Annotated in this window: 11 protein-coding genes; 9 read left to right on the forward strand and 2 right to left on the reverse strand. The window is 55.5% G+C overall.

Going from position 1 to position 12,796, the window contains the following annotated elements; all coding sequences use genetic code 11:
- Nucleotides 1-100: 100 nt before the first annotated feature.
- Nucleotides 101-826, reverse strand: a complete 726-nt coding sequence (locus tag CCALI_RS15240) for a DUF1559 family PulG-like putative transporter (RefSeq protein ID WP_016483246.1) — start codon at nt 824-826, stop codon at nt 101-103.
- Between the two features lie 244 nt (nt 827-1,070).
- On the opposite strand from CCALI_RS15240, the gene CCALI_RS09390 reads away from it, so the two are divergent.
- From CCALI_RS09390 to CCALI_RS09400, 3 genes are read left to right on the forward strand one after another with little or no spacing between them, the layout of a single operon-like run.
- On the forward strand, nt 1,071-2,315 hold the full coding sequence (locus tag CCALI_RS09390; RefSeq protein WP_016483247.1) for a TolC family protein: 1,245 nt from the start codon (nt 1,071-1,073) through the stop codon (nt 2,313-2,315).
- Nucleotides 2,312-3,886 carry an efflux RND transporter periplasmic adaptor subunit gene (locus CCALI_RS09395; protein WP_016483248.1) on the forward strand — a complete coding sequence of 525 codons (1,575 nt, stop codon included), beginning with the start codon at nt 2,312-2,314 and terminating at the stop codon, nt 3,884-3,886. Before CCALI_RS09390 ends, CCALI_RS09395 begins: the two co-directional genes overlap by 4 nt.
- Nucleotides 3,883-6,978: an efflux RND transporter permease subunit gene (locus CCALI_RS09400; protein ID WP_016483249.1), complete on the forward strand. Its 3,096-nt coding sequence runs from the start codon at nt 3,883-3,885 to the stop codon at nt 6,976-6,978. The genes CCALI_RS09395 and CCALI_RS09400 overlap by 4 nt, the downstream gene beginning before the upstream one ends.
- An 8-nt stretch (nt 6,979-6,986) precedes the next feature.
- On the opposite strand, the gene CCALI_RS09405 is transcribed toward CCALI_RS09400, so the two are convergent.
- A complete protein-coding gene (locus tag CCALI_RS09405; protein WP_016483250.1) occupies nt 6,987-7,850 on the reverse strand; it encodes a sugar phosphate isomerase/epimerase family protein in 864 nt (287 codons plus the stop codon).
- A gap of 137 nt (nt 7,851-7,987) precedes the next feature.
- Between CCALI_RS09405 and mnmA the strand changes: the two genes are divergently transcribed.
- The 6 genes from mnmA (at nt 7,988) to tdh (ending at nt 12,787) form a co-directional block, all read left to right on the forward strand.
- Nucleotides 7,988-9,109: a tRNA 2-thiouridine(34) synthase MnmA gene (mnmA, locus tag CCALI_RS09410; RefSeq protein WP_016483251.1), complete on the forward strand. Its 1,122-nt coding sequence runs from the start codon at nt 7,988-7,990 to the stop codon at nt 9,107-9,109.
- The gene (locus tag CCALI_RS09415) at nt 9,085-9,513 is read left to right on the forward strand and encodes a cytidine deaminase (RefSeq protein WP_016483252.1); all 429 of its coding nucleotides are present in this window, start codon (nt 9,085-9,087) and stop codon (nt 9,511-9,513) included. Before mnmA ends, CCALI_RS09415 begins: the two co-directional genes overlap by 25 nt.
- A gap of 39 nt (nt 9,514-9,552) precedes the next feature.
- Nucleotides 9,553-10,005 (forward strand): hypothetical protein, encoded by a 453-nt coding sequence (locus CCALI_RS09420; protein ID WP_016483253.1) that lies wholly within the window; start codon nt 9,553-9,555, stop codon nt 10,003-10,005.
- A gap of 86 nt (nt 10,006-10,091) precedes the next feature.
- The gene (locus tag CCALI_RS09425; RefSeq protein ID WP_016483254.1) at nt 10,092-10,373 is read left to right on the forward strand and encodes a YtxH domain-containing protein; all 282 of its coding nucleotides are present in this window, start codon (nt 10,092-10,094) and stop codon (nt 10,371-10,373) included.
- A gap of 3 nt (nt 10,374-10,376) precedes the next feature.
- The gene (locus CCALI_RS09430) at nt 10,377-11,756 is read left to right on the forward strand and encodes an AI-2E family transporter (protein WP_016483255.1); all 1,380 of its coding nucleotides are present in this window, start codon (nt 10,377-10,379) and stop codon (nt 11,754-11,756) included.
- Nucleotides 11,753-12,787, forward strand: coding sequence for an L-threonine 3-dehydrogenase (tdh, locus tag CCALI_RS09435; RefSeq protein WP_016483256.1), 1,035 nt, complete (start codon nt 11,753-11,755; stop codon nt 12,785-12,787). Before CCALI_RS09430 ends, tdh begins: the two co-directional genes overlap by 4 nt.
- Nucleotides 12,788-12,796: the final 9 nt, after the last annotated feature.

Below are 12,796 nucleotides of genomic sequence, written 5' to 3' on the forward strand. Positions count from 1 at the left end.
CGCCTTTTGGAATACGCTGTCAAAATCTCGTTAGTTTGCCACCCCTCTGTAGGGAGGTTAGACTCCCCCCTCTCCGAAAGGGCGATATGGCCGTCTAATGCTAGTCCACATCCTTGCCAGCAACGCCATCGTGGGTGAGGTTGATGTCGGGGCAATCGTCGGCTGAAGGATGTATCTGGCGCGACTTCAAAAACTTCACGTGTCCGTCGGCCATAGCAAAGATACGACCGCCATCCCAGCAGTCAGGCCCTGGAAAGGGATAACTGCCCCACAGCCCTACTGGTGCACCAGTATGATCGTGGCTGTTGTACCACTCGGTTATCAACACTTTCTGTGCAGGATAGACGACGGCCGCTTCCGTTTGCGTCACACACGTAAGCCAAGAAGGATTGTTGAGCAGATCGCTAAAGTGCATCTGGTTAATCTGGTCTGGAGTATGGTAGAAGCTGGCGGAATAGTCGTAAGAGGTGCCGTTAAACTGACTTAACGAGAGCGTGTCGGAAGGGCACAACAAGATAGATGGGGAACCGTTAGCAGCATTGAAGCTTCCGCTCTGTTGCTTCTGGCCGATGCCGAGATAGGGCATAATAGGCCATCGCCAGTGCCGTCCCGCGAAAAGATAGGGATCGGCCGTGTTCGGGTAGCCTTCGTCGTAATCTTGGGTGTAAAGCTTAAAGGCTAGAGCGATCTGTCGCTGATTGGAAGCACAGGTGGCTTTGCGAGCCATCTCGCGGGCTTGAGCGAACACAGGAAACAGAATAGCTGCAAGAATAGCTATAATGGCAATAACAACTAGTAATTCGATAAGAGTAAAAGCTCGTTTCAAAATCTACCTCCTTGAGGATGAAATATGGATGATTTCTTCGTACAAGGGTCGAACATACGCGGAGGGATTGTACCCTACTTCTAGCTGAATGCGCAAGCTCGCACAACCGCCCATTTCATCTCTTCTCTTAGAAAACTCTAAGTTGCTTTTTAGGCCTCTTTAAGGATAGGAGTACTATACTGTTGGCATCTGAAGAGATGAGGAGCTTCAACATCACGCTCTAACCGTCCTTGAGGAGGGTCTCTTGCGAGTCTATCTACGAACCGCCGTCTTTCTTTTAGTAGAATGCTGCTTGTTGCCCTGCCTTAGCTGGGCGCAAGAACCAATGCGTCTCTCCTTGCAGGAGGCTATTCAGCAGGCACTCACACATAATCCCCAAGCACTGGCTGCCACAGCCCGTGTCGCGAAAGCCCGCGCCACCCTCTCCGGGGTTACCTCTTTTGACGACCCTATGCTGAGCCTTGTGCATCATGAAGGCAGGAATACAGGAGGGCTCGATGAGGACGTGCTGCTGACACAGACGATTCCACTAGGGGATAAACGACGCCAAGCGATTCATGTGGCGCGCAGTGAGCTTGAGGCAGCACTTGCCGACCAGGCAGCCGTTCGCCGAGACCTCATCTATAACGTAACGACGGCCTACTATCAAGCGCTTCGCGCCGATGCCGACAGCAATATCGCTGCCGAAGGGCTTCAATTAGCGCAGGAGTTCCTTAAAACCGCACAAACCCAGTTCCAGGCTGGCGATGTCGCCCACAGCAACGTGATTCGAAGCCAGATCGCCCTGGCAAGTGCCCAACAAACGCTCTCCGTGGCGCAAACCGAGAAGGCGAACGCCTATGCGGCTCTGGCTAACGTGATTGGCCTTCCGGCCAATACCCCTCTATTGCTGACCGATAAACTGGTGGCGCCCGCTCCTATTCAGGCTCGCCTAGCGGATCTGGAAACAATGGCTTTACAAAACCGACCGGAGATTCGTTCGGCTCAGGCGCTCCTGCAGGCCCGGCTTGCCGCACTGCATGGGGCACGTATAGAAACCCAGCCCGATCTCTTCGTGGAGTTTCGGCACAACCCGCTCGGTGGCCCCGACCCAGAAGGCGACTCGGTGCGCGTTGGCGTCACCTTTCCCCTAGTGGATTGGGGCAAAAACCGGGCCGATCGTCAAAGCGCTTTAGCGGCCTATAATGAACAGGCAGCGCTGCTGGCCGATGAAGAGCGTGGCGTGCGGCTGGAAGTCGAAACGGCCTACCGAAATCTGCAAGAGGCTTTTACCGTGCTGGCCTCGTTTCAAACAGGCCGTCTACAGCGGGCGCAGGAGCTTTTAGACATGGAACGTACGGGATATGCCAATCGAGCCGTCTCTTACCTCGAGCTTTTAGATGCGCAGCAAACCTACCTTACAGAGGAAGAGAACTTCGCACACGCTTTGGCCGACTGTAATTTGGCCGTTGCCGCTTTACAACACGCCGTAGGAGGCGATATAAGATGAAGATCCGCGACTTTGCTTTCCTAGGCATGGCACTCCTCATCGGCTTGGCCGGCTGCTCGCACAACAGCACGGACGAGAGCGACTCAAGCCCTCCACTTGAAGCCGTTGCTGTTCAAACCACCTTGGCGACCATCCATCCTATGGCCTCTGTCGTTCATGCCCACGGACGGCTTGAGCCGGCTCCAGGGGCCGACGCGAAAATAGCCTCTCCTATCGCCGGAAGACTGCGAGCCGTGCTTGTTCGCGAGGGCGACTTGGTGCAAGCCGGGGAGGTCGTTGCTATCGTAGATGAGCGGCCCCAACAAGCCCAATCGCTCAGCGCCGCCGCTGCACTGCGTGCGGCAGAAGCTCAGGCCCAGCAGGCCAATTTCGCCCTGAAAGCTGCAGAGGCCGATCAGGCCAACGCTGTTCAGCTAGCGCAACTCGCCCTTAAATCCGCTGAACTCGATAGAGAGAACGCAGTGCAGCAAGCAAAGATTGACCTAGAAACCGCGCAAACAGAGTTGAAGAAGCTGCTAGCCGGCGCCCGTCCACAAGAGATCGCCCAAGCCGATCAGGCCGTTGTTCAGGCGAAAGCCACTCGCGATCGAGATGCCGCAGAGCTAGAACGGGTTCGCTTCCTCTATGAGCACGGCATCGACTCCAAGCGCGACCTCGACGATGCACAAACTGCGCTGCAAGTGGCTGAGGCCAATTTAGAGAGCGCTCAGCAGCAGGATAGCCTCATCCGCGCAGGAGCACGGCCAGAGGACATCCAGGCCGCGCGTTTGCGCGTTCAGCAAGCGCAACAGGCTTTGCAGCGCGCCCAAGCGGATGGAGATGCGAAAGTTCAAGAGGCCAAGACCGCCCTACGTCAAGCGGAACAAGGGGCACTTCAGGTGCTTGCGAAAAAACAGGAAGCCCTCGCCATGCAGCGAACCGTTCAACAGAAACAGGCCGACCTTCTAGCCGCCGAGGCCACAGCGGACTATGCCGTGCTTCGCGCTCCACTCAGCGGAGTAGTAACCGCTCGAAATCTCAATCCCGGCGATATGGCCGATCCGAGCACGCCTGTATTGGAGATAACCGACCCTAATCGCCTTATCTTAGTGGCCCAACTGCCAGCGGAAGATGGGGCGCGTGTGCGTAAGGGTATGGAGGCTAAAGTCACTTCCGAAGTGTTATCTGCACGCACGCTTGCCGGTCGAGTGATCAGCGTGGGACAGGTGAATCCACAAACCAACCTTCAAGAGGTACAGATCGCTGTATCTAACCCGAAAGGGCTTCTGAAGGTGGGGGATTTTGCCTCTGCCGACATCATTCTTGCTGTTACCCCACACGCTGTGGTGGTTCCCAAGCAGGCCGTTCTTACTCAAGAGAACAAGTCCGTGGTCTTTGTGGTAGGCAACGATGGGGAAGCACATCAGCGAGATGTTCTTCTGGGCTCAGAACAGGGCAACCTCGTAGAGGTGCGTCGGGGGATAGCTCCTGGCGATCAGGTGATCTTGCTCGGCCAGTATGAGCTTTCTGATGGACAAAAGGTGAAGGTGATCTCACAAGGGCAAGACGAATCGGGAGGGAACAACTCGTGAACCTTAGTCGCTTTGTCTCACAGAACCTCAAAGCCATTCTTTTCGTTACCATAGCGCTCTGCGTTATCGGGGTGGGCGTTGTGGGGTCGTTTCCCGTTGCCATTCTGCCCGAAGTCACCTTTCCGCGCCTCGTTGTGATCGCCCATGCAGGAGAACGCCCCATTCGCATGACCGAGGTCGCCCTGACACGCCCTATCGAACAGGCCATCGCTACCGTTCCAGGGGTCATTCGTATTCGTTCCAAAACACAACGTGGAGACACAGAGATATCGGTGGATTTTGCTTGGGGTACCGATATGCTCACCGCTCTTGAACTCGTTAATACTCAAATCAACCAGATTCGCTCCTCTTTGCCGCCGGAAACCGATGTCGAGGTCGAGCGCATGAACCCCACGGTTTTTCCCATCCTCGGCCTCTCCCTCCAATCCAAGAACCTCTCCCAAGCCCAGCTCTGGACTCTGGCGACCTATACGCTGCGCCCCGCCCTCAGTCGTGTGCCAGGTGTTGCCTTGGTAGAGGTACAGGGGGGACGGATTCCGGAGATCGCCGTGGACATCTCTCCGCAGCGTCTTATGGCCTATCATCTCTCCTTACCAGAGGTTGAGCAGGCCATTGCTAACACAAACGTCTTCAAATCGGTTGGCCTACTCAACCGTCAGTTTCAGCAGTATCAGGCCATCGTCTCCGCCGAAGCCACCGATACCGACCAACTTGGCCGCGTGGTGGTGGCTCAAAGGCAAGGAGTGCCCATTCTGCTGCGGCAGATAGCCCACATCTATCCCTCTGTTCAAGATCGCACGACCATTGTAACCGCCAACGGAGCTGAATCGGTGCTTATCAACATTGTACGTCAGCCGGGCGCCAACACGGTGACGGTGGTGAACGACGTAGAACAGGCCATTCAGCAGCTAAAACCCACACTGCCGCCAGGTACTCAACTTCATGTGTTTTATGATCAGTCCCAGCTGATTAAAGAGGCCGTAGGCAGCGTGCGTGACGCGGTGATCATTGGCTCCATTCTCGCCGTGGTTGTGCTTATGCTCTTTCTAGGCAATCTACGGGCCACGCTCGTTACGGCAGTTATCATCCCGGCCACCGTACTCATCACGTTCCTGCTTATGCGCCTTTCAGGCCTCACGCTCAACCTAATGACTTTGGGCGCTCTCGCGGTTGGCATCGGTCTAGTGATAGACGATGCGATTGTCGTTGTAGAAAATGTGTTTCGACACCTTACAGAGGGAGCGACTCGTTTCGATTCGATCCGGCTAGCCTCCTCTGAGATCGCGCTTCCCATGATCTCGTCTACACTCACGACCGTCGTTGTGTTTTTACCCCTTGTGTTGCTACAGGGCGTGGCCGGGGCTTTCTTTACCGCTCTGGCCGTCACGCTTACCATCGCGCTGATGGTCTCTCTAGCGCTGGCGCTTTTCGTAAGCCCAAGTCTCTGCGCCGCCTTTCTCAAAGTGCGTCCGGGCACTCCAGAGCACGGCCGGTTGTTTGAGAAACTCATCGAAGGCTATAAAAAAGGCCTTCAGTTCTGCGTAAGACATCCGCGTTGGTTAGCTGTGGCCGCCGGCTTGCTGGTTGTGGCTACCATCTTCTTTGCGACCCATCTCGGCTCCGATTTTATGCCCTCTATAGACGAGGGCGCCTTCGTCCTCGACTATCGCACACCTCCTGGCACCTCTTTGGAAGAGACCAACCGCTTACTGATGCAGATCGAACATATCTTAGAAACAACACCGGAGGTGAAGTCTTTCTCGCGACGTACAGGAACCGAGCTAGGTTTTGCCATTACCGAGCCAAACCGCGGTGATTTCGCCGTCATGCTGCATTCGCATCGCCATCGCAGCATTGACGAGGTGATCGCCGATGTACGTGATCGGATAGAACGCCAAGTTCCCGGCGTGAATATCGACTTTTCCCAAGTGTTACAAGACCTTATCGGCGATCTGTCGGGTGCACCGGCTCCTATTGAAGTGAAGCTGTTTGGTGAAGACCAAAATCAGTTGGACAGTGTTGCGCGTTCGGTGGCCGACAAGCTTGCCAAGATTCCGGGCGTGGTGGATGTTCAAAACGGCGTGATCGAATTGGGGCCGGAGCTCACCGTGCGGGTAGACCCGGTAAAGGCCGGCGTCGTGGGGCTGACACCCGAAGATGTGGCCAACCAGGTGAATGCCGCCATGTTCGGAGACGTTGCTACTCAGATACTGCAGGGTGAACGCCAAATTGGGGTGAGGGTGCGCCTTCCAGAGGCCTATCGCTCCGACAAAAGCGCCATCGAGATGTTGCCCATCCATACCCCAGATGGTTACAATGTGCCTCTGGCTACTTTGGGGACTATTCAAAGGGTAGCGGGCACTGTGGAGATAACCCATGAGAACCAGCGACGCATGGTCTCCATTGAAGCGCGTCTTTCCGGAAGAGACCTCGGCAGCGTTATGAAGGATGTACAAGCGCTTATGCGACGTACGCCGCTGCCGGCCGGAATTACCTATGAACTTGGGGGGCAATATCAGAGCCAACAACAATCGTTCCGCAATCTTCTTGAAGTGCTCGTGCTTGCTGTGGTGCTGGTCTATGCCGTCATGCTGTTCCAATTCGGGTCGTTTACCTCACCCACCGTGCTTCTACTTATCATGCCGCTTGCACTCTTCGGGGTAAGCTTTGGGCTTTGGGCCACGGGCACCACGCTCAACGTCTCTTCGTTCATGGGCGCCATTATGTTGGTGGGCATTGTGGTAAAAAACGGCATCCTTCTGCTCGACCAAGCGCAACGTGCTGAGCGAGAGGGCTTAACGCCAGAAGAGGCGGTGGCGCAGGCCGGCGTCATTCGTATCCGTCCCATTCTTATGACCACGCTCACCGCCTTACTTGGCCTGGTGCCGCTTGCTTTCGGCATTGGAGCTGGCGCTCAGATGCAGCAGCCCTTGGCCATCGCCGTTATCGGGGGCCTTAGCTTCTCTACCATCTTCACCCTTGTCTTTGCCCCAACGCTCTATGTCGTGTTTCGGCGTTACCAGTTGCGCTTACAAGCCAACCATGAAGCGCCTCCACCAGCAGAGCTCATCGAGCCGATCGTGGAAGGGTAGGCTCCCACTTAGGCAACCACGGTCTGCAAAAGCGCCCAAGCATGGCGTACCGACTCTAAACAGCTCTGTATGGAGGGCACGGGGTCGCTCTCATGCAGCTCATATTCGAGCGCTACAAGCCGATTATAGCGAAGCCGCAGCAGGATATCAAGAAAGCCGATGGTGTCGAGCAAGCTGTCCGGATCGCCGATATCGGCGAACTCGCGCCCCCCATTAGGCGACACCTTTGCGGCCTTGAGATGCACATCGAGCAGGCGTTTGCCATAGCGTACCTCCGCAGCAACAGGGTCTTCTTGAGCCATGATCATATGGCCGGTATCCTCACAAGCTCCTACGAGTGGGTTACGTCCCTCCACCGCCTTTAGAACCTGGTCGGGATGGCCATAAAGCGTGTCGCCAGGCCCATGATTGTGGATGGCGATGGCGATGCGGTATTCGCGGGTCAGCCGGTCGAGCAGAGGCAGGGAGTCCGGCGCCGGATAGGCAGACAAAACCGGGATTTCCATGGCCTTAGCAAACTCGAAAATGCGTCGTGCCTCCGCCTCGTTGTTGTTAAAGCCCACCACACCGTAGGCCAGCATGCGGACATTATGGGCGGCCAGTTTTTGCTTAAAGGAGGCGATCTGCTGCGAGTCGTTTGTCAGAGGGATGTGCGACATGAAGCCCTCCCAGTAGTGCAAGCCGAGCTGCTGTGTGATGTCGAGGGCCTCATCGAGGTTAAAGTGCCTCAAAGAGTACGATTGAATGCCCATCTTGAAGGGACCGTAAGGGGAGTTGGCGCTCTGCGCCGCCTCGCTTTTGGAAGCGCCCAAGGCGAGGGTCGCTGCGCCACCAAGGGCGCCTTGCAATAGAGTGCGACGTGAAACCGACATATCCGAATCTCCTCTGCGGTTTGAGATTACGGTGGAGAGTTTCCTCTTTGCCTCCTCTATTTCCTGCCAATCGCTCTCCCAAAATTTTGAGCCTTTTCAGGAACAACACAACGACAAAAGCAGTAAACTTAACTGCTATGAGTAAGGGAGTTGTAGTGGCCGCCATGAGCGGCGGAGTGGATAGTGCGGTGGCAGCAGCCCTCCTAAAGCAGGAGGGATATGAGGTCATCGGCATTACACTGCAGATATGGCAAGAGCATAGCGAGCAGGGCAAGTACGGAGGTTGTTGCTCGCTTGGCGCGGTAGAGGACGCACGTCGTGCCGCTGCCAAGATCGGCATTCCGCACTATGTCCTCAATTTTCGCGACTATTTTGCCAACAAGGTGATCGATCGCTTCATCGCGGAGTATCAGCAGGGTAGGACCCCAAACCCCTGTGTGGAGTGCAATCGGAGCGTGAAGTTTGAGGAGCTCCTGCGCCAAGCGGAGCAGCTCGGCGCCGACTATTTGGCCACCGGCCATTATGCGCGCGTCCGATTCAACGAGCGCACTGGGCGTTACGAGCTCCTACGTGCACGCGATGAGAGTAAAGACCAATCCTATGCTCTCTACACCATGCGTCAAGAGGCGTTGGCCAAAACCCTTTTGCCTTTAGGCCATATTGTAAGCAAGCAAGAGACGAGGCGTATTGCAAGAGAGCTTGGTTTGCCGCTTGCTAATAAGCCCGACTCACAGGAGATCTGTTTTGTTCCCAAAGAGGGCTACATCGCTTTTCTGAAGGAAAAGGCTCCTTCAGTTCTACGTCCCGGCCCCATCGTAGATACGTCGGGGCGCAAGATCGGCGAGCATCCCGGAGTCGCCTTTTACACCATTGGGCAGCGTAAGCGCCTGCCGGCAGGGCAAAAGGAGCCGCTTTTTGTGGTGGCGCTTGACGCCGATACCAACACCGTTATTGTTGGGCGCGATTCGGAGCTCTATGCAGAAGGCCTGCTTGTGGAAGAGTGCTGCTGGATCGCTCTGGCGGAGCCGCCACAAAAGCCTCTTGTCACTCAGGTAAAAATCCGCTATAATGGGCATGCGGTACCAGCCTCTATTGTGGCCGGTAGGGAGGAAGGAACGGTCGAAGGCTGGTTTGAGCAAGCTCAGCGCGCCGTCACACCGGGACAGTCTGCCGTGTTTTACGGCGGGGAAGGAGAGGATGCGGGTCAGGTAGTTTTGGGAGGAGGCATTATCCGATGCGCACGATATCAGAGGCCATGAACGTCGCCGGTCTTTTCTCGGAAGAGGAGCTGTCGCTTCTCGCGGCGGCACGCCAAGCGGCAAAACGCGCTCACTGTCCCTACTCGCACTTTGCTGTGGGTGCCGCCCTAGAAACCGATATCGGCATTGTGCTTGGATGCAATGTAGAGAACGCAAGCTATGGTCTCTCATGCTGTGCCGAGCGTGTGGCTCTCTTCACCGCGGTTGCTCAGGGAGCTACCCGCTTCCTACGCCTGGCCCTCTCCTGCCCAGCAACCGCTCCCGACGCTCCTGTGGAATCGCGCATGCCGTGCGGTGCCTGTCTTCAGGTGCTTTCCGAATTCCTTCCTTTAGAGACACCGCTGCTGATTGATGGAGTGGGCAAAAAGCAGCTGAAGGAGCTGCTTCCATACCCATTTCGTTAACCATTTAGAGCGATCACTTTTCCCACAGAGAAATGCACGATGACACAAGCGATACAGATAGTCGCCTTTTTGTTGCTCCTTGCTCTGCTCTTCGTGGCCTATCGTCTCTGGGACCTTCTAGGCACCCTTAAGAGGACGATTCAGGGCCTTGAGGAGACGCGACAGCAGATAACGGTGGTAGTAGAGAGGGCTAACGGCGTCGTAGATCAGGTAGATGCCATGCTGAAGGAACGCATCGAGCCCGCCTTGCACACAGCTCAGGAGGCCGTAGAGCATGTGCAATCGGCGACACGCTCGGTGGCCGAGAGCGCTGCCTCTTTACGTCTCATGGTGGCTCGGGCCGAGGCCTCGGCCAGCGTGGGGCGCCTCTTGGCCGCGGGGGGAACCCTAGCAGGTGCCCTGCTTCAGCGCAGGCGTCAGGCAGCTGAAAAAACGAAGCCTGAAGAGGAGAAAAGCCGTAAACCAAAATGGCGATGGTTCTTAGGCAAATAGAAAGCCTAAAGCACGCTTGGGTTCGGGAACCGTTTGGTTCATTAGTCCATCTCAAGTAAAATAGAGATACAGGAGGAATAGAGTGAATGGCAAACAATAGCGATGATCGCGGTGTGCTTGTGAGCGTTCTTGCCGGCATCGGCATGGGCGTGCTTATTGGCGCTGCAGTGGGGCTGCTACTCGCGCCCAAATCGGGTGAAGAGACCCGCGACGATCTCTCGCGCGCGGTGAAAGACCTTAATGACAAAATCAGCGACTTAGGACGCACCTTGAGTCAAAAAGTGGCCGCTGCCAGCGATAAACTGCGCTCCCAAATGGCGCAAAAAATTGACGAGGTCGTTAAAGAGGAAGAAGAGGCTGCCGGCTAAGTTATGAACGAGCCTGTGCCTGAGTTCCCTGAGAACGAGCCCCCTGTTCCGCCCAACCCCACTTTCCCCGCGCCGGCGGAAACAGGGGCTCTTGAGGGAGGGTCGTTTTTGCCTTCCTATGCTACCTACCCTTTTGGATGGTCAAGAAAAAGCCTGCGACGTTTTATTAGTCTGTTACTTCTTTTTGCTGTCGTCCTTGCTTTTCTGTACGCCGTGCGTGCCATTCTACCGCCCTTTCTTATTGCCTTCTTCTTGGCCGCTCTGCTTGAACCCTCTATCCGCCACCAAGAACAGCACGGACACCTCTTTCGCTCACGAACACAAATCATCCTCGCCTACTATCTGTTTGCCGCAGCGGTTTTGATCGTTCTTGCAATAAAGGTGTTTCCTTTGGCGAGCGATCAATTCACCTCTATCAGCCATAACCTAAGCCAATACTATGCCAACATTCAGAGTAGCGTTAACACGTTTCTTGTCCATCATGAGAAACTCCTCCGCTATTTCGGGGTTAAACAGACCAATCTGCAAAGCCTGCTCAACGATCGTTCTGGGCCGGCTCAAAAAGCCATTACTGCCTTTTTAAAAGGGGTTCGTGATATCATTCAGGCGCTTCTCGACAAGATCACATGGCTTATCATCATACCCGTCGCTACCTTCTTCATCATGCGTGACTATCCCAAGCTACGCGCCAAGTTCATCTGGTTTTTCCCAGAATCTCTCCAAGAACAGGTGGATCGCATCTCACGCGAGGTCGTAGATGTGTTCAGCGCCTACCTACGTGGGTTGGTCAAAATCTGCATCCTTCTCAGCATCTGCGCTACGCTTCTCTTCGCCGCTCTCGACGTGCAGTATGCTCTGTTCCTTGGCTTGCTAGCTGGGCTTTTCTATGCAGTTCCCTATATCGGCAACATTATTACGGCGCTCAGCGCTGCTGTTGTCGCTTTTCTAAGCCCTCACAACGTGCTCGGCATTCTCCACATACACGCCAATTCGTTTCCGTTCGCTCTCATCGTAGGAGGAAGCTTCGGGCTTCTTGCTGGGGTTATTTTCGATCAACTCGTCTACCCACGGGTTGTTGGAGGCTCGGTGGGGCTGCATCCTGTGCTAAGCCTGTTTGCCCTAACAGCAGGGGCAACGCTTTTTGGAATATGGGGCATGTTGCTGGCAACGCCGGTGGCCGCCTCTATCCAAATCGTTTTTAGCTACCTCTTCCCTCGCCTCGCACAGGCCCCTCCCTATCACCTCTATGAAGATATCCCCCCCAAATCTGCCGTCACAGTGCACTCGTTGCTGCCTCCTAGGCTGATGCGGGCGTTCAAAGCCGCAGTAGCACAGATGACGGGTATGTGGAAAAGTTTTCGTGAACGGAGACAGGGCGAATGAAGGCCATCGTAAAGGCAACTGCGGGGCCTGGAGCGAGTCTTGTGGAGGTGCCAGAGCCGCAGCTGACAGCTCCTAATCAGGTAAAAATTCGCGTGCTGGCCACTTCCATCTGCGGAACCGACTATCATATCTACAGTTGGGACGCCTGGTCGGCCCATCGCGTGAGACCACCACGTATTATGGGGCATGAGTTTGCCGGTGAGGTGATCGAAGTCGGGAGCGAAGTGACCGAGCTGAAGGTTGGAGACTACGTGAGCGGCGAAAGCCATCTTGTTTGCGGCAAGTGTCTACAATGCCGCCTTAACCAGCGCCATGTGTGCACCAACACACGCATCCTTGGTGTGGATGTGGATGGCTGTTTTGCCCCTTATGTGGTTGTACCAGAAGGCAATCTGTGGAAAACCGATACCTCTGTGCCGCCTCACCTCGCTTGCGTGCAAGACCCGCTTGGGAACGCCGTTCATGCTACCCTTGTAGAGGAGGTTGTCGGGCGTACCGTCGCCGTTTTAGGCTGCGGCCCCATCGGTATCTTTGCCGTGGCGGTGGCACGAGCGGCGGGTGCGGCGACCATCTACGCCACCGATACCCATGACTATCGCCTCGAACTGGCCAAAACGCTAGGCGCCGACGCGGTTATGAATGTGACGCGAACAAATGTAGAAGACTTCATAAACCGACAGACAGATGGACAGGGTGTTGACGTGGCCCTAGAGATGTCGGGAGCGCCCTCCGCTATTCAACAAGCCTTTCGCATTTGTCGTCGTGGAGGGCGTGTTTCACTAATGGGCATTCCCACCAAACCCGTGGAACTCGATCTGGCCGAAGAGATGATCTTTAAGGGCCTTACCGTTTATGGCATTGTGGGGCGGCGCCTCTACGAGACCTGGAACACTATGCAGTCGCTGCTGGCGTCGGGACGTCTTAATATTGAGCCGGCCATCACTCACCAGCTATCTATTACAGAGTTCGATAAGGGCATGGCCCTCATGCGCGAGGGGCTTTGCGGAAAGGTTGTATTCCTCATGGAATAGATTTCCTCA

The organism is Chthonomonas calidirosea T49 (genome assembly GCF_000427095.1).
Taxonomy (GTDB): domain Bacteria; phylum Armatimonadota; class Chthonomonadetes; order Chthonomonadales; family Chthonomonadaceae; genus Chthonomonas; species Chthonomonas calidirosea.

Coding starts and splice junctions, on each gene's coding strand:
- CCALI_RS09420 (WP_016483253.1), top strand. CDS start 9,553: ATGACACAAGCGATACAGATAGTCGCCTTTTTGTTGCTCCTTGCTCTG.
- CCALI_RS09425 (WP_016483254.1), top strand. CDS start 10,092: ATGGCAAACAATAGCGATGATCGCGGTGTGCTTGTGAGCGTTCTTGCC.
- mnmA (WP_016483251.1), top strand. CDS start 7,988: ATGAGTAAGGGAGTTGTAGTGGCCGCCATGAGCGGCGGAGTGGATAGT.
- CCALI_RS09415 (WP_016483252.1), top strand. CDS start 9,085: ATGCGCACGATATCAGAGGCCATGAACGTCGCCGGTCTTTTCTCGGAA.
- CCALI_RS09405 (WP_016483250.1), bottom strand. CDS start 7,850: ATGTCGGTTTCACGTCGCACTCTATTGCAAGGCGCCCTTGGTGGCGCA.
- CCALI_RS09430 (WP_016483255.1), top strand. CDS start 10,377: ATGAACGAGCCTGTGCCTGAGTTCCCTGAGAACGAGCCCCCTGTTCCG.
- tdh (WP_016483256.1), top strand. CDS start 11,753: ATGAAGGCCATCGTAAAGGCAACTGCGGGGCCTGGAGCGAGTCTTGTG.
- CCALI_RS09395 (WP_016483248.1), top strand. CDS start 2,312: ATGAAGATCCGCGACTTTGCTTTCCTAGGCATGGCACTCCTCATCGGC.